Source organism: Pseudomonas sp. UBA7500, from assembly GCF_002478435.1.
Classification (GTDB): domain Bacteria; phylum Pseudomonadota; class Gammaproteobacteria; order Pseudomonadales; family Pseudomonadaceae; genus Aquipseudomonas; species Aquipseudomonas palmensis.
Genome location: NZ_DLNW01000027.1, coordinates 14,260 through 30,744, shown reverse-complemented (window position 1 = coordinate 30,744; position 16,485 = coordinate 14,260). Strand labels below are relative to the sequence as shown.

General features: G+C 64.7%; 14 protein-coding genes and 1 tRNA gene. 7 read left to right on the top strand and 8 right to left on the bottom strand.

What is annotated here, in order from left to right:
* Nucleotides 1-11 precede the first annotated feature (11 nt).
* A tRNA-Asp gene (locus tag B4I46_RS11960) sits at nucleotides 12-88 on the top strand.
* 163 nt (nucleotides 89-251) lie between these two features.
* Here B4I46_RS11960 and B4I46_RS11955 read toward each other — a convergent pair.
* The 3 genes from B4I46_RS11955 to B4I46_RS11945 form a co-directional block, all read right to left on the bottom strand.
* Complete coding sequence (locus tag B4I46_RS11955; protein WP_286900346.1) at nucleotides 252-2,717, bottom strand: TonB-dependent siderophore receptor; 2,466 nt, start codon at nucleotides 2,715-2,717, stop codon at nucleotides 252-254.
* A gap of 108 nt (nucleotides 2,718-2,825) precedes the next feature.
* Entirely contained in the window at nucleotides 2,826-3,788 is a 963-nt protein-coding gene (locus B4I46_RS11950) for a FecR family protein (protein WP_082405706.1), read from the bottom strand.
* A 44-nt stretch (nucleotides 3,789-3,832) separates the two neighbouring features.
* Nucleotides 3,833-4,357, bottom strand: a complete 525-nt coding sequence (locus B4I46_RS11945; protein WP_043860021.1) for a sigma-70 family RNA polymerase sigma factor — start codon at nucleotides 4,355-4,357, stop codon at nucleotides 3,833-3,835.
* Nucleotides 4,358-4,563: 206 nt separating this feature from the next.
* Between B4I46_RS11945 and B4I46_RS11940 the strand changes: the two genes are divergently transcribed.
* Nucleotides 4,564-6,255, top strand: a complete 1,692-nt coding sequence (locus B4I46_RS11940) for a molecular chaperone HscC (protein WP_054914674.1) — start codon at nucleotides 4,564-4,566, stop codon at nucleotides 6,253-6,255.
* Here the strand turns inward: B4I46_RS11940 and B4I46_RS11935 are convergent.
* The 4 genes from B4I46_RS11935 to B4I46_RS11920 all read right to left on the bottom strand — a co-directional run bounded on the left by B4I46_RS11935 (nucleotide 6,252) and on the right by B4I46_RS11920 (nucleotide 11,189).
* Nucleotides 6,252-8,966 (bottom strand): molecular chaperone DnaJ, encoded by a 2,715-nt coding sequence (locus tag B4I46_RS11935; protein ID WP_104572064.1) that lies wholly within the window; start codon nucleotides 8,964-8,966, stop codon nucleotides 6,252-6,254. The genes B4I46_RS11940 and B4I46_RS11935 overlap by 4 nt on opposite strands.
* A complete protein-coding gene (locus B4I46_RS11930; RefSeq protein ID WP_043860023.1) occupies nucleotides 8,963-9,655 on the bottom strand; it encodes a DUF1266 domain-containing protein in 693 nt (230 codons plus the stop codon). Before B4I46_RS11930 ends, B4I46_RS11935 begins: the two co-directional genes overlap by 4 nt.
* A 551-nt stretch (nucleotides 9,656-10,206) precedes the next feature.
* Entirely contained in the window at nucleotides 10,207-10,989 is a 783-nt protein-coding gene (map, locus tag B4I46_RS11925; protein ID WP_043859969.1) for a type I methionyl aminopeptidase, read from the bottom strand.
* Nucleotides 10,986-11,189, bottom strand: coding sequence for a ParD-like family protein (locus tag B4I46_RS11920; protein ID WP_043859970.1), 204 nt, complete (start codon nucleotides 11,187-11,189; stop codon nucleotides 10,986-10,988). The genes map and B4I46_RS11920 overlap by 4 nt, the downstream gene beginning before the upstream one ends.
* 102 nt (nucleotides 11,190-11,291) lie before the next feature.
* Between B4I46_RS11920 and pcaQ the strand changes: the two genes are divergently transcribed.
* From pcaQ to B4I46_RS11895, 5 genes are all read left to right on the top strand, one after another.
* Nucleotides 11,292-12,224, top strand: coding sequence for a pca operon transcription factor PcaQ (gene pcaQ / locus B4I46_RS11915; RefSeq protein ID WP_286900341.1), 933 nt, complete (start codon nucleotides 11,292-11,294; stop codon nucleotides 12,222-12,224).
* 188 nt (nucleotides 12,225-12,412) lie between these two features.
* Nucleotides 12,413-13,135: an FKBP-type peptidyl-prolyl cis-trans isomerase gene (locus tag B4I46_RS11910; RefSeq protein ID WP_054914671.1), complete on the top strand. Its 723-nt coding sequence runs from the start codon at nucleotides 12,413-12,415 to the stop codon at nucleotides 13,133-13,135.
* Nucleotides 13,136-13,411: 276 nt separating this feature from the next.
* Nucleotides 13,412-13,852, top strand: a complete 441-nt coding sequence (locus B4I46_RS11905) for a YkvA family protein (protein ID WP_043859973.1) — start codon at nucleotides 13,412-13,414, stop codon at nucleotides 13,850-13,852.
* Nucleotides 13,853-13,951: 99 nt separating this feature from the next.
* Nucleotides 13,952-14,299 (top strand): helix-turn-helix domain-containing protein, encoded by a 348-nt coding sequence (locus B4I46_RS11900; protein WP_286900338.1) that lies wholly within the window; start codon nucleotides 13,952-13,954, stop codon nucleotides 14,297-14,299.
* On the top strand, nucleotides 14,296-14,664 hold the full coding sequence (locus B4I46_RS11895) for a hypothetical protein (protein ID WP_116055198.1): 369 nt from the start codon (nucleotides 14,296-14,298) through the stop codon (nucleotides 14,662-14,664). Before B4I46_RS11900 ends, B4I46_RS11895 begins: the two co-directional genes overlap by 4 nt.
* On the opposite strand, the gene B4I46_RS11890 is transcribed toward B4I46_RS11895, so the two are convergent.
* A complete protein-coding gene (locus B4I46_RS11890; protein WP_054914669.1) occupies nucleotides 14,646-16,421 on the bottom strand; it encodes a GGDEF domain-containing protein in 1,776 nt (591 codons plus the stop codon). The two genes, B4I46_RS11895 and B4I46_RS11890, sit on opposite strands and share 19 nt — an antisense overlap.
* Nucleotides 16,422-16,485: the final 64 nt, after the last annotated feature.

Sequence of the window (16,485 nt, the reverse complement as noted above, 5' to 3'; positions counted from 1 at the left end):
CAGTGTATCGCGCAGCGGTAGTTCAGTCGGTTAGAATACCGGCCTGTCACGCCGGGGGTCGCGGGTTCGAGTCCCGTCCGCTGCGCCATATATTAGCTTCAGGGCCCACTGAACTCCCTGAAGCCACAAACGAAGCGACCTTAGGGTCGCTTTTTTTGTGCCTGGCGTTTGGCCGCGCCTGCCATGCATCCCCCTCCAACAACGAAAAAGGCGCCGCTGAGGGCGCCTTTTCCAGACAGCCTCGCGCCGTCTTACCAGTTGTAGGTCACGTCTGCACTCAGGGTGCGGCCTTCGCCGTAATAGCAGTCCAGCCCGCCATTGCAGGCCGCCACGTACTTCTCGTCCGTGAGGTTCTGCAGGTTGGCCTTGAGCTTCACGCCCTTGACGTGCAGCGGCGATTTTTCCAGGTCATAGGACACCATGGCGTCATACACGGTGTAGGACGGAATCTGGAAAGAGTCGCCCACGTAGTCCGAACCGTAGCTGCTGCGCACATAGCGCGCGCCCAGGCCCACACCGAACCCGGCCAGTACTGTGGAAACGTCGAAGTCGTAGTTGACCCACGCCGAAGCGGTCAGCGGTGGCTGCATGGCCAGGGTACGGCCTTCGCGGCCGTCGTTGATGCTGCGCCACTTGATCTGGTTGCGTGATACCGCAGCCAGCACACTCAGGTTGTCGGTGACATTGACCTTGCCTTCCAGCTCGACACCACGCGAACGCACCGAGCCGCTCTGCACGCTCAGGCTCGGGTCGTCGCGGTCGTTGGTCAGCATGTTGTCCTGGTCGATCTGGTAGGCGGACAGCTGGATGAAACCCTCGATCGACCTGGGCTCGTACTTGATGCCCACTTCATACTGCTTGCCGTTGGTGGGGTCGAAACCCGAACCGTTGGCGTCGACACCGGACAGCGGCAAAAACGACTCGGCGTAACTCACGTAGGGCGTCACACCGTTGTCGAACGAGTAGCCCAGCCCCGCACGCGCGGTGAACTTTTCATCCTTCTGGTTGGTGTGGCCGCCGTTGAGCGGCGTCTTGTTGTCGGTTTCGGCAAAGTCATAGCGGCCGCCCACGGTCAGGAACCATTTGTTCCACAGCAGTTGATCCTGGGCATACAGGCCGGTCTGGGTAATGGTGTTGTCCCAGCGGTAAGGCTGGGTGAAAGTGAACTTGCTGCCGTAGACCGGCTTGTACAGGTCGATGCCCGGGCCGCGACGGTCGTATCGGCCGAGGAACTCGGAGTTGAAGTGGTAGTAGTCCACCCCCAGCAGCAGGGTGTGGTCCAGCTCGCCGGTCTTGAACTTGGCCTGGGCGGTGCTATCGATGCCGTAGACCCGGTTGTGCTGCGCCCAGTCCACCCCGAAGCGGTCTGCCTGGTAGCTGAAGTCGTTGGCGCCGGTGACCGGGTTGGGGCCGAATGAATAGCCGTGCAGTGGCGCGACGTAGCGGTCGTCGAGGTCGGCGTAGCGTGCGTTCTGCTTGAGGGTCCAGGTGTCGTTGAGCTCGTGGGCGATCTCGTAGCCGACCACGAACTGCTCGCGGTCATATTTGTTCAGGCCCGGCTCGCCGATGAACAGGCTGCGGCTGATGCGCCCGTTGGCGGTGCTGTACACCGTGCCCTTGGCCGGCAGGCCCTGGGCTTCCGGGGTGTCGCGGTCTTTCTGGTACTGGCCGAACACCGTGACGGTGGTGCGCTCGTTGGCCAGCCAGGTCAGGCTGGGCGCCAGCAGCATGCGGTTCTGGTCGGCGTAGTCGATCTGCGAGTTGCTGTCGTTGACCACGCCGGTCAGGCGATAGAGGAACTGACCCTGATCGTCGATCGGGCCTCCGAGGTCGAAGGCCCCGTACTTGCGGTCGTAGCTGCCGCCACCGATGACCACTTCATGCAGCGGCGTGGCGGTGGGGCGCTTGCTCACCATGTTGACGATGCCGCCCGGCTGGTTCTGGCCATACAGCACCGACGCCGGGCCCTTGAGCACTTCGATGCGCTCCAGGGTGTAGGGGTCGATCTGCAGCGAGCCACCGGTGCTGCCGCCGCTGTAGGGCAGGTGCAGGCCGTCCAGGTACAGCGGGGTGGGGGAGAAGCCGCGGGAGGTGGGTTCATCGAACACCTTCACCCGGTCGGCGAAGCCGCCACCGGTCATGCCGGCGGTGTAGCGCAGGGCCTCGGTGACCGACTGGGCGCCGCGCATCTTCACTTCGTCCTGGGTGATGACGTTGATCGTCTGCGGGATCTCGCTCAGGGCCGTGTCGGTCTTGGAGCCGGTGGCGCTGCGCTTGGCCACGATCCCGTCGACCGGGCCGTAGGCCGATTCGGTTGCGCGGCTGTCGATGTTGGTGGCGCCCAGCACCACGGACGCATCGGCAGCAGGCAGTTTTTCCAGCAACAGGGTCTGACCGTCCAGCAACTGCCAGGTATGGCCGCTACCCTGCAGCAACCGGTCCAGGGCCTGGGCCAGGGTAAAGGCACCCTGCAGGGCCGGGCCGGACCGGCCAGACAGGTCGCTGGAGTTGAACACCAGACGTACGTTGGCCTGGTCGGCCAGTTGAGTGAGCATCCGGTCCAGCGCCTGGGGCGCCAGGTTCAGGGTCAGGCGCGTGGTGGTTTCGGCTGCGTGGGCCAGCGGCAGGGTCAGCGGCACCCCGCCACCCAGGGTCAGAGCGATGGCCAGCGTCAGGGTACGGCCACTGAACGGAAAAGCGTTGGAAAGCGCCTGCATTGAAATCGTCCGTCATCAAATGTTGGTAAGAAGCGATATTTATGAGAAGTATTCGCGTTCAAACCAACGACGATTCATTGCCGTCAACCTTGCCAACAAAATCCGGATTTATTTTTCTTCGACGCTCTCGCGGTTCATCACCAGGGTCAGCCACGGCAGTTGCACGACCCGCAGCGGTTGGGTGCGCGCCAGGGTACTGAACATCTGCGCACCGTCGTCCAGGTTGAACACCCCGCTCACCGCCGTGCTCGGCAATTGCCCCGTCACCACCAGTGCGCCGGGTACATAGCGCCCGATTTCGCTGACCACCTCGTCGAGTGGGCGTCGATTGAAGATCAGCTTGCCGCGCTGCCATGCCGCATCACTGGTCAGGTCCAGCGGGCGCGTGGAGGACGGTGGCAGGCCCTGGGCATAGTCCAGTTGCTGGGCCGGTTCCAGGCGCGCGCTCTGGCCACCGGACGTTACCTGCACCACGCCCTCGCTGACGCCGACCCGCACCTGCTGTTCGAGCAGGTTCACGTCGAACCGGGTGCCCAGTGCCTGGGCCGTGCCTGCGGCGGCATGCACCACGAATGGACGCGCCGGGTTCTTGCTGACCTGGAAAAGCGCCTCGCCCTTGATCAGGTCGATATCGCGACGCGTGGACGAATAGCGCACCGACAGTGCGCTGGCGCTGTTGAGCCAGACCTCGCTGCCATCCTCCAGCACCAGGTGCCTGCGTTCGCCGACGGCGGTCGACTGGTCGGCCATGTACACCTTCATTGGCTGCCCCAACTGGGTCACGGCCAGCACCGCCAGCCCGGCGGCCAGCGCAGCCCATCGCAAGGGTTTTGCACGGCGTTGGGGCGCTGGCGGCACGAAGGATTGCGCGGTGGCCGTCTGTGCTACCCCGTGCCACATCTGCTCGGCCAGCCGCGCCGCCGCTTCGTGCGCCGGGCTGCGCTGGCGCCACTGGCGAAACGCGGCATGATCCGACTCGCTGGCATTCCCCGACATCAGCATCACCCACTGCTCGATGGCCTGATCCTCCAGCTCGACAGGGGATGGTTGGGAAGGGTTGGGTCTAGTCATGATGAGGGGCTGCTGAAACCTTCAGAGGGGGCGTACCGGGCATTCTAAATAGATTCCGACTGTCGTAGCCAATCGCGGCAGTGCCGCATGGCTTGCACAATGTACTTGCCCACCGTGCTTTCGGACACGTCCAGGCGCACGGCTATCTGTGCATGGGTCAAGCCTTCGAGGCGATTGAGCAGCAGTGCCAGGCGCGCCTTGCTGGGCAACTGGGCCAGGCTGCGGTCCAGTTGTTCGATCGCTTCGGCAGCCAGGAACTGCTTCTCGGGGGAGGCGAGGGGGTCGCATACGTCCAGGTTGTCACTGACGTCGTCATGCAGCGCCGAGCGTCGCTGTTCCTGGCGCAGGCGGTCGATGGCAAGGTTGCTGGCAACGCGAAAGACAAAGGCACGCGGTTCGAGAATCTGCGCCGTATCGGACAGGCTGGCCAGTCGCAGGTAGGTGTCCTGGGCCACGTCCGCGGCCTTTTCCACATTGCCCATGCGCCGTGCAAGAAACGCCAGAAGGTCGGCGTAATGCTCCTGGAAGGCGCTGACCAGCGGGTTGACGGCGGAGGTTGGGGTGGACATCCATTGTGCTCGTGCGACGTAATGCGCAAGCTTATCTCAAATGAGAATGACTATCATAGATATGTTTTTTTACAGGTCAGGCCTTTTTCGCCGTGTGTGCATTCGTTGTTTGTCGAGGTGGGGGGTTCAGTTAAAGTAGGGCGCCTTTCAGCAGGCCGGGCGAGCTCCGGCCGCTGGCCGATGACGACCACTGCCAGAGACCTCATATGCAGGATGCAACCCCCGCCGCCGCGCCCTTGCTGGGCATTGACCTGGGCACCACCAACAGCCTGATCGCCGTATGGCAGCAAGGCCGTGCCCAACTGATCCCGAATGCCCTTGGCGAGGTGCTTACCCCCTCGGTGGTCAGTATCGATGACGACGGCAGCATCCTGGTGGGGCGCGCCGCCCGTTCGCGATTGACCACCCACCCCGATCGCAGCGTCGCGGCATTCAAGCGTTTCATGGGCAGCGAAAAGCGCCTGGAGCTGGGCGGGCAGGCATTCAGCCCCGAAGAGCTGTCGGCCCTGGTGCTGGGCTCGCTGAAGCACGACGCCGAGGCCTTTCTGGGCTGCGCAGTGCACGAGGCGGTGATTTCGGTGCCGGCCTATTTCAGCGATGAACAGCGCAAGCGCACCGTGTTCGCCGCCGAGCTGGCGGGCCTCAAGGTGCAGCGCCTGATCAACGAACCGACCGCCGCCGCCATGGCCTACGGCCTGCACGAGCAGAAATTCGAGCGCACACTCATCTTCGACCTGGGGGGCGGTACCTTCGACGTCACTGTGCTCGAATACGCCCTGCCGCTGATCGAGGTGCATGCTTCCACCGGCGACAACTTTCTTGGCGGCGAAGACTTCACCGAAGCGCTGCTGCAGGCCTGCCTGAAGGACTGGGGCATGACCCTGTCCAGCGTCGAACCGCAGGCGCTGGCGAGCCTGTACGACAGCATCGAACTGCTCAAGTGCAAGCTGGGCGAAGGCCCGCAGACGGTCTACTGGAAGGGTGCCGGCGAGCCCCGCGAGTGGACCCTGGACGAGCTGGGCGCGCAGACGATCTGGGAGCCGCTGCTGGGCCGGGTGCGCGCGCCCATCGAGCAGGCCCTGCGCGACGCGCGGCTGAGCCCGCGCGACCTCGACAGCCTGGTGCTGGTGGGCGGTGCCACGCGCATGCCGGTGGTGCAGCAGATGGTGGCCAAGCTGTTCGGCCGCCTGCCGTACCGCCACCTCGACCCCGACACCATCGTCGCCCTGGGCGCTGCCAGCCAGGCGGCCTGCAAGGCCCGCGACTCGGCCATCGAAGAGCTGATCCTGACCGACGTATGCCCCTACACCCTGGGCATCGAGACCACCCGCGGCGCCAACATCAGCGGGGTATTCTCGCCGATCATCGAGCGCAACACGGTGATACCGACCTCGCGGGTGCAGCGCTTCTACACCTCCCACGAACAGCAGAAGACCATCAACGTCGAGGTCTACCAGGGTGAGCGGCCGTGGGTGCGTGACAACATCTTCATCGACAGCTTCGTCGTCGAGCTGACCCCGATGGACAAGATCCAGTCACTGGACATCCGCTTCAGTTACGACATCAACGGCCTGCTCGAAGTCGACGTGACCCTGGTGGACACCGGCAAGCGCCACAGCCATAGCATCGACCGCAGCCCCACCGGGCTGGATGAAGAGGCGCGCCAGAACAGCCATCAGCGCCTGGCCGGGCTGAAGATCCACCCGCGCGATGCATTGCCCAACCGAACCCTGACGGCGCGCCTGGAGCGCGCCTGGATGCAGTGCCTGGGCGATGAGCGCGAGCAGATCGGCACCTGGCTGAGCGACTTCAGCCAGGTGCTGGCCACCCAGCAGTCCAGCCTGATCGCCAGCCAGCGCCAGCAGTTGAACGAGGCGCTGGACGCACTCAACCTCTAGCCGATCAGGCGCCGCAGCACAGCCTGCAGCCCGCCGCTGAGAGCGTCGGGGTCATGATGCTCCGGCGACACGCCCCAGCGGTTGGGCAGCACGTCGCCGGGCATCACCACCAGCACCAGCGGCAGGAACGGCAGCGCTACCGACAGCGCAGCCAGCAGCACCATCACCACGATCCCGTGGCCAATGTCGTGCAGCCGGCGCAGGCAGGTGCCGAACAGCAGGGCCAGGCCCAGGCCGATCTTGACCATGGCCTCGGGCGCATCGCTGGAGGTGATGGCAAGCACCAGGGTGACGAAGAACCACAACATCAGCTGGCCGACGAATGCGCCACGGCCCAGGCGCGTGTTCCAGCGCCAGAAGGCCCAGGGCGATACTGGCTGAAGATCGGCCTGGGCCAGCAGCAGGCGCTCGCACCAGGACAACACCGCGGTCAGCGCAAAGCGCAGGCCGATACCGGTGCTGGGGTCATCCTTGGCCTTTTGCAGCTGCTTGAGCACCTTGAGGCGCGGTACGCCGACACGGCCGTAGCGGATCAGGCCCTTGAGCGTATCCATGACCTGGTAGAACACCGCGCTGTCCATGCCGTAGGCATCGAGCTTCTCGCGCGGCGGCCGGCTCGGCTCGCCCTTGATCAGGCCGCTGCGAAAGGCTTCGAACCACGGCTCTTCACTGGAGATGTCGGCCATGGTGCGCAGCAGCACGCGGTGCTGTTCGGCATCCAGTGCCGGGTCGTGGTAGAGCACCGCCCAGAACAGCATCATGCCCAGCAGGTCGTCGGCGAAGGCCTCTTCGTCCTTCTGGTAGCTGGCCAGCAACGCCAGCGTACTGGGCAGGCGCGCACTGCTCAGGGCCTGGTCCGGCGCGGGCAGGCTGTCGGCAATGGCTTTTTGCAGCGGGTCGCGGCTGTCCAGCCAGCCCAGCAGCCCATCGAGGTTGCCTTGTTCCTGAAGCAGGTTCAGCAGCAGGGTATGGACCTTTGCCAACGGATGGCCGGGTGGGCACTGCAGGGTGTCGAGCATGCTCGGCGTCACCAGCGCCAGCCAGCGTTGTGGCGCCTGGGCCAGGGCCAGCATGAACAGTGCCTGGCGGTGCCAGTGCCACAACTCGGCGCCGGCCGGGGCGGGAGGCAGCACCACGCCTGCGGCGCCCAGCTCGCATTGCATCTCCAGGCCGAACGGTACCGGCATCATGGCGCGCGGGCTGAAGGTCTCGTGCAGGCGGGCCAGGGTGCGCCCGTCGTAGGCGCGCAGGCGGCGCAGCCAGTCGCGGCACAGGGTGGTGGCGCCGTCCTTGAGCACGTCGGGCAGTTGTGGGTGCGGCGAGTTGCTGTTCAGGAACGCCTGGATCGCCAGGGGGATCGGCGCCTGTTGCAGCCAGGCCAGTTGCTGTTGGGCCTGGTAGCGCAAGCCGTCGAGGATCAGTTCATCGATCAGGTGGCTGCTTTTAGGTTCGTCGAGCACCTGTTGCAGCAGCGCGGCGTCGCCGCAGTGCAGGGCCCAGGCGTGGCGGTACAGACGCTGCAGGGCCGGGTCCGGGTGTTCGTCGATCAGGCTGGCGAGCAGTTCCAGCTCACGCTCATCGGTGGCCCGCCAGTCGACGAACTGCCCCGCGATGCCGTCCAGTTCCAGGCGCGCGGCCTGGAACCAGCGCGTCAGGGTTTCCGGGCGCTGCGCCGGGCTGCCCAGGGTCTGTTCGTCTTCGCTCAGGTCGTCGGGCCAGGTGCGCACCGGTGCCAGGCGGTCGAAGGCCTGGATCATCAGCGGCAGGCGTTGCGGCTGGTGCGCGGTGCACAGGTCCAGCAGCTCGCGGGCGGCCACCGGGTGGCGGAACTCCAGCCACAGGCGGCTCCAGCACGACAGCGCTTCTTCTTCCTTGCCCAGCAGGCTGGCCTGGCAGGCCAGCTGGTACAGCGCGTCGACATCGTCGGGTTGTAGCGCCTGGCGTTCAACGCACAGCGCGTACAGGCTCGGGCTGGCCACCCCGGCCTGGCCGATCTGCAGCAGCAGGCGTTCGACCAGTGCGGCGTCCGGGGGCAGGGCGACCACGGTGTGTTCCCGGGCGAAGGCGGCCAGTTCGAACAGCGGGCGGTTGTTGTAGAGGTGGTCCAGGCTGCGCAGGTACCACAGGGTTTCCAACTGCGCGGCCGTAGACCAGTCGTTCATCAGGCGCATGTCGAACGGGTCGGGGGCGGCGAAGCGAGCCAGCAGCGTCTCGACTTCCTGCGCCTCTTCGAAGCCCAGGCGCAGCAACTGCTTGTCCCAGGCCAGGCGCTTGGCCAGCACCTGCACGCAGGCATTGGACAGCTGGCCGGCTTCTTCCAGGCGCCACAGCAGTTCCCAGCTTACGTCCTCGAGTTCTTCGAGGGGCAACTGGTCGAGCTCACGCAAGTAGTCCTGCCAGGCATCGACGTTGTAGCGCCGGGCCGGGTCGGCGAGCATGCGGGCGAAGGTGGCGATGACCGGGTGCACGCGGGGCGGGCGCGGCGGGCGTTCTGCGTAGGCCTGTTCTTCGCCGACGTCCTCGTCCTCTTCGTCGTCTTCGTCATCCGTGCGGGTGGCGAGCTTGAGCGCGTGCTCGTAGGCCTGGCGCAGCAGTTGGAAGCCCTGCGGGTCGGTTTCGGGGTGAAACTCCGGCAGGCGGGCGCGGTAGGCGCCGCGGATGACGTCCTGGTCCTTGGTGGGCTCGATGCCCAGCTTTATCCAGCAACTCATGACCAGGTGCCCTCCTCGAGCGAATCGGGCCGGGGCGGGTAGTCCAGTGGCAGGTCCCAGGGCAGGCTGGCGAACAGTGCCTTGCCGCGCTTGAGCATGTTCATGATGATGCAGCGGTTCCAGTGCTCGGCGCCCTGGCGGTCGATACGGTAGGGGTAGACGTCGTCGTCATGGCTGGAGCAGTTCCATAGCGATTTGCCGAACATGTAGCCGGCGATGTAGGTGTCCCAGCTGTTGTAGAAGTGGCGTGCGCGCAGTGCCAGGCGGCTGTGCAGCCAGAGGCTTTCGGGCTCGGTGATCAGGTTCTCGAACACCCCGGCGCGCAGCAGGTAGCCCATGCGGCCCAGGTCCCAGGCGCGGGTGCCGCCGAAGCCGCAATCGGCATAGGTGCGTGCGGCAAATTCATAGTTGGCGCGCTCGCGCGGGCCCAGCTCGTCAAGCAGTGCCTGCCATTGGCTGGGTTGGCGGCGAGGGTATTGCCAGTAGGCATCGTTGAGTTTTTCGGCGTGGCCGGTGTCGGCCATGCGCAGCATGTCGAGCAGCTCGCGGCGGTTGTTGATGCCCCACCATTTTTTCAGGTCCAGGTCCCCTTCGGCTTCGAAATAGCGGGGGGAGGTGAGGCTGGCGCCGTTGAGGGCGGCCATGGGTGCAGAAAGGGCGTACAGCCAGTGCTGTTCAATCTCTTCCATGAATAGAAGGCTCCGGGGTCGACGGGGAATGGGCGGGGTCGACCGTAATGGCGCGGATTGTAGAGAGGCGGGGCGGGTGGGGCAATTGGATCCAGATTTTTTCGGCAGTGGTGTCTACCGGTGCTGGTTTTCTTGCTCTTGCTGTTGCTTTGCTTTTGATCTTCCGTCCTTCAGGAGGCCGAATGGAGCCTGCGTGTAGTGGGGTGTAGGGCCATGGATGGCCCGGAAAGTGCCGACGGGCAGGGATGCCCGTACGGCGCGGCCCCACGGAGCGTGGGTGGAATGAGGGGACCCGTAGCGAAGCGTAGGGCCGGATGCTGGACGGAGCGGTTTTGCTTACTTTTTCCAAGAAAAAAGTAAGCCGCTGTAAGAGCGGAAGGGGCCTTCGGCGTCTCTGTCCATGCTGGATAAGCTCGCTAACCTTACAACCGTCGCTCCCCGGGAAGGGGGCCGAGAGATTATCCGGCACGGGCGGTGATCCAAGCGCCCCACAAGCCCCCCTGAAGAACCGGAACATCAAAAGCACGATCAGCAGTGCGATGGTGAGCCAGTCACCCGACCATGCCCCGCTCTTCCTCACGCAAGGTCAACACCTCGACCCCCTGCGCCGTCACTGCCACCGTATGCTCCCACTGTGCCGACAGGCTGCGGTCCCGGGTGATCACCGTCCACCCGTCCTTGAGCGTACGCACCCCACGCCCGCCCTGGTTGATCATCGGCTCGATGGTGAACACCATGCCCGGCTTGAGCACCAGCCCGCTGTTGCGGTGTCCGTAGTGCAGCACCTGCGGCGCCTCGTGCATCTGCCTGCCGATGCCGTGCCCGCAGTACTCACGCACCACGTTGTAACCCGCGCCCTCGGCAAGCCGCTGTATCGCATGCCCCACATCACCCAGCGTGGCCCCGGGCCGCACCTGGCGAATGCCCGCCCACAATGCGGCATAGGTGGTATCGACCAATTGCCGCGCCTCGTCGGCAATGGCGCCCACCGCATACATCTTCGACGAGTCGGCAATGTAACCACCCTGTTCCAGGGTGATGTCCACATTGATGATCGACCCCGCCTTCAGCACCTCGTCGGCACTTGGCACGCCGTGGCACACCACATGGTCGACGGAGGTGTTGAGCGAATACTTGAACCCGTACTGCCCCTTGCTGGCCGGACGCGCCTTGAGCACATCGACGATGTACGCCTCGGCACGGTCGTTGATCTGCAAGGTGCTGACCCCTGGCGCGACAAAGCCGTCCAGGTGCTCGAACACCCGCGTCAGCAATTGCCCGGCGGTACGCATCAAGGCCAGCTGCTGCGGGTTCTTCAGGATCACCTCGCTCATGCGATCAGCTCCCTGAGGCTGGCCTGCTCCTGGCGCAGCAACTGGCGCAACAGTTCCTGGTAGGTCATGTGCGGGTTGAGCTCGGCCAGCATGCCGATGCGAATCCAGTACTCGGCCTGCGCGTTGATCGAGCGCGACACCGCGCCGCTGGCAATGCGCAGGTCTTCATGCAGCGCGTCATCGATCTTGACGATACCCATGGCAATACTCACTCTGTATACGAAGCGTATATATAGCATATAGCTTGTGTGTTGTTCGAGGCCGGCGCCGCAAAGGGGCTGCGGTTGCGATAAACTCCGGCCATGAACCTCGATACCCGCATCAAGTTCCGCCACCTGCTGTGCTTTCTCGAAATCGCCCGTCAAGGCAGTTTCGCCAAGGCCGCCGACGCCGTGGCCATCAGCCAGCCGGCGATTTCCAAGACCCTCAAGGAGCTCGAAGAACTGCTGCAGACGCGATTGTTCGAGCGCGGCAAGCAGGGTGTCGAGCTGACTGCGGCCGGGGTGCGCTTCATGCGCTACGCCGGCCCGTGCGTACAGGCCCTGCGCGAAGGGGTGAGTACCCTGCGCGGCGAGGAACACGCGCCGCCGCAGGTGAAGATCGGCGTGCTCTCGACCGTCGAAAGCCTGCTCATCCCCGAAGTGATCTGCCGCCTGCACCAGCGCCACCCGGCCCTGGTGGTCAGCGTTGCCACCGGCCCCAGTGCGCACCTGCTGGCGCAGTTGCACGTGGGGGAGCTGGACCTGGTGATCGGGCGCATGACCGACAGCCCGCAGATCCAGGGCCTGCTGTTCGAGCACCTGTACAGCGAGTCGATGTCGCTGGTGGTGCGCCCCGGCCACCTGCTGCTGGCACGCAGCCCGATCGAGCGCAACCAGGTGGGCCAGTACCCGCTGGTACTGCCCCTGGCCGGCACCACCATTCGCAAGCATGCCGACAGCCTGTTCGTGCAATGCGCCATCGAACAACCGCAGCAACGTCTGGAAACGCTTTCCCCGGCACTGAGCCGGCGCTATGTGCTGGGCAGCGATGCGGTATGGGTGGCCCCGCGTGATGCGGTGCGGGTCGACCTGCAGCGGGGCGAGCTGTGCGAGCTCGACCTGGGCGTGCGCGAACCCGGTGGCTCGGTGGGTATCTGCAGCAATGCCGCGCTGCCACAGGCCCTGCCGGCCCAGTGGTTGTGCCAGGTGCTGCGCGAAGTGGCGGGGCAGTACCGCGAAGGACACTACCCGTAGATTTCATCCAGATCCGGGGCGTTGGCTGCAATACTGGCCACTGGCTTATCGGCTGCATGAAGAAGCCTTCACCTGGCTGAACTTCTCGACCTTTTGTCGCTCTCATGCCGGTAGCCATTGGTCGTGGCCGCCTGATAAGCTCGCGGCTTTACTCGATTGCCCTTTTGGCGCATGAACAAGGAAATAGCATGAAACAGCATCGGTTGGCGGCTGCGGTTGCCCTGGTTAGCCTGGTACTGGCGGGTTGCGATTCGCAGACCAGCGTCGAGCTGAAGACCCCGGCACAGAAAGCTTCCTACGGTATCGGCCTGAACATGGGCAAGAGCCTGGCACAGGAAGGCATGGACGATCTCGACTCCAAGGCCGTGGCCCAGGGCATCGAGGACGCTGTCGGCAAGAAGGAACAGAAGATCAAGGACGAAGACCTGGTCGAAGCCTTCGCCGCGCTGCAGAAGCGTGCTGAAGAACGCCTGGTCAAGATGAGCGAAGAGTCGGCCGCCGCCGGCAAGAAGTTCCTTGAAGAAAACGGCAAGAAGGACGGCGTGGTCACCACCGCGTCGGGCCTGCAGTACCAGATCGTGAAGAAGGCCGAAGGCGCCCAGCCCAAGCCTACCGACGTGGTCACTGTTCACTACGAAGGCAAGCTGATCGACGGCAAGGTGTTCGACAGCTCCGTCGAGCGCGGCAGCCCGATCGACCTGCCGGTCAGCGGCGTGATTCCGGGTTGGGTCGAAGGCCTGCAACTGATGCACGTGGGCGAGAAGGTCAAGCTGTTCATCCCGGCTGACCTGGCCTATGGCGCACAGAGCCCTAGCCCGATGATCCCGGCCAACTCGGTACTGGTGTTCGATCTGGAACTGATCGCCATCAAGGACCCGGCCAAGGCAGCAGAAGACGCTGCTGAGAAGTAAGCGTCCCGCTGTGTGCACAACGCCCCGTCTCGACGGGGCGTTGTCGTTTATGGATCGGGCTGAACCGTGGGAGCGATCTGACGTCACACCTTGGTGGCGTGCGCAACTGTGACGGCTTTCGCAAAGTGACCGCGTAATGAAACAGGTGTGTAAAAAACGCCCGATTTGACCCTGGCCCTTGCCTGGCGGGCACGCCGAGCCTGAAAATGGCCTCTGTTCACAAGGTTATCCACAAATACTGTGGATAACCTTCCCGGCCCTGCCGTTGGAGGTGGTATGAAAGCACCCTGGAATTTTGCCCGTTTCCTGCCGCTGGCCGAGCGCCTGTTGAGCCGGGGGCGCCTGCCAGCGCTGATCTTCGCCGTGGCGCGCAAGGGCCCGAGCCTGGGCAAGCTCAAGGATGACGTACGCCTGCTGCAGGCGCTGTGCGTGGCGTGGTGGCGTGGCGAGTACCGTGCCATCAGCTCAAGGGCGCTACTGACCATCGTCGCCGGCCTGTTGTACTTTGTCAGCCCGCTGGACGCGATCCCGGACTGGCTGCCCGGCATCGGCCTGCTCGACGATCTCGCCGTACTGGCCTGGGTGCTGAAGACGTTCGACAGCGAGCTGGCGGCTTTTCGCGCCTGGCGCAATCGTCAGTCTCCCGAGAAACTGCGCGTGGTCGAGCGCCTGCCCGACACCCCCGAAGCGTTGCGCCTGGAGCAGGGAAAGCGCTAAATCCGGTTACACCCTGCAATACTGCGCCGGCTGGTACTATATTTGGCATAAGCGCTATACCGAGCGATTACATGCGCAGGTTCTTACAAGGGGGTTGTAATGGGTATTCAGGTTATCAGCCGAGAAGGTCAACCCGAGTACGCGGTCGTGCCCTGGGAGCACTATCAAGCGTTGTTGAAGGCGGCAGGTCAACCGGCCGCCACGGCGCAGCCGGCAGGCGTCAACGCCAGCGCCGCTGCACCCACGCCGGCCAGCCTGCCCGCGTTGGGCGAGCTGGCCGCCTTGCGTGAGGCCAAGGGCCTGGCTGCCGAGCAGCTGGCGCGCAAGGTGGGCATCAGTCCGGTGTACCTGGCGCTGATTGAAAGCGGTGAGCGCGAGCCGGATGCCGCGATCCGCCGCAGCCTGGCCTGGGAGCTGGGCGTGGCAGGCTGGAGCGAGCCGTCGTGAGCGGCGTGCGGATCAGCCGTCAGCAATGGGAGGGGCTGCTGGGCGAGCTGGACGTGGCACGCCGGCAACGCCACCTGCTGACCTACCGCGCCTTGCTCGAACGCCTGGAGCTGCCAAGCCCGGCGATGCAGACCCTGACCGCCGCGCTTGAGTACCTGGCGGTGATCGATGCACGCGCCGAGCAGCCACTGCGTAGCTCGCTGGTGATCAGCCAGGGGGCCAGCCGTTTGCCACGTACCGGCTTTTTCGAATGCGTCGAGCGCCTGGGGCGGTTTTCCGGGCCATCGGACGGCATGGCCGCAGCATCCTGGCATGCCTCGGAAGTGGTACGGGTGTTCGAGTACACCTATCCCGAACAGGCCTGAGGCGCCAGCGCCGTATCGATCAGGTACAGGCTGTGCCCGGGCACATCCTTGGCATGGTGCTTGGCCTGGGAGGCGAGGTCGGCCAGTTGGCCGGCATCCAGTTGCGCGCAGGTATGCGCATGCAGTTGCACCACACCGATCGAGAGTGACAGCAACGGGAATTCCTGGCGCTGGCCCAGGCGGTTGTGCGCGATGAAGCACCCGGCCTCCAGGTGCTCGGTGCGGTAGAAGCGCCGACAGGCATTCTGAAAGTCGTCCAGCAGCACGTTCAGGCGCTGCTCCCAATCCTTCGAACCCAGTACCAGCATGAAGTCGTCGCCACCGATATGGCCGACGAAGTCCCGGCTGGGGTCGACCCGTTCGCTCAGGCACTGGGCCAGGCTCAACAGCACTTCGTCGCCCTTGGCATAGCCATAGATGTCGTTGAAGGGCTTGAAACTGTCGATGTCCACATAGCAGATCGCTGCCTCGCGCTGTTGCTGCAGCAAGCGGGTCAGGCATTGCTGGATCGGCACGTTGCCCGGCAACAGGGTCAGCGGGTTGGCATAGCGGGCCTGCTGCAGCTTCTGTTCGGTGATCAGCTTGAGCACGTCGATCACCCGCCCCAGGCCCAGGTAGCGACCGTTCTGGGTAATGATGAAGTCTTCCTCGATGCGCTGGCGCGCGCGGCTGGTCAGCAGGCGGCTGACCTTCTGCAGCGACTGGTTGAGCTCCACCGCCAGAAAGTCCTCGTTCATCAGCCGGCTGATCGGCTTGCGCGCATACAGGTCGGTGGCGAACGGCTTGAGCAGCGCGTCGGACAGCGAATGGCGGTGCACGATGCCGCAGGGGCGCTGGGCATGGTCGAGAACAGCCAGCGAGTTGAGGTTGGCCTGGCGGCGAAACAGCGCCAGTACCTCCAGGGTCGCCGTATCACCGCTCACGGCCGGTTGCTCGTTGAGCAGCGCGCTCAGATCGCGGCCGTCCTCACCCAGCACCACCGCGCCACTGTGCGTCGCTGACGGCAGCATGGCGGTAGCGTCGCGGGGCGGTTGCTCCTGCGGCCGGCACAGCAGGTAGCCCTGTACCAGGTCGACCCCCATCTCGGTGAGCACCGCCAGCTCCTCGGCCAGCTCGATGCCCTCGGCAATCACCTTGGCCCGCGACGCCTTGGCGATCTGCAGGATCGAGCCGACGAACTCGCGCTTGACCGCATCCTGGTGAATGCCGTCGATGAAATGCCGGTCGATCTTGACGTAGTCCGGGCGCAGTTCCGACCACAGGCGCAGGCTGGAATAGCCGGCGCCCAGGTCGTCCAGGGCAATCGAAAAGCCCATGTCGCGGTAGTGGTGCAGGGCGTTGAACAGCAGCTGGAAGTCATCGGTGGGGGTTTGTTCGGTCAACTCGATGACCACCCGGCTGGGTGGGATGCCCAGGCTCTGCAGCAGCTTGAGCGTGCGCCCGGACTGGTATTGCGGTTCGAGCAACGATTCGGGCGACACGTTGAGGAACAGCTTGCCTTCCAGTTGCTGCTGGCTGAAACGCCGGCACGCGCTTTCGCGGCAGGCCACCTCCAGTTCGGTCAGGCGGCCGGCATGGCGGGCCACGGCGAACAGGTTGATGGGGGAGTGCAGCGGGCTGTTGGACGGGCCGCGGCTGAGGGCTTCATAACCGAGGATGCGTCGCTCGGACAGGCAGACGATGGGTTGGAACAGGCTGTGCAAGCCGCTTTGAGCCAGGATGGAGCTCAACGCGCTGAGCTGTTCGGTCACGGTCATGGCAGGGCTACCTTGAAAAAAAGGGACTGGGGCCATCGGCGCCCAGTCCCTTATTTCACGACAG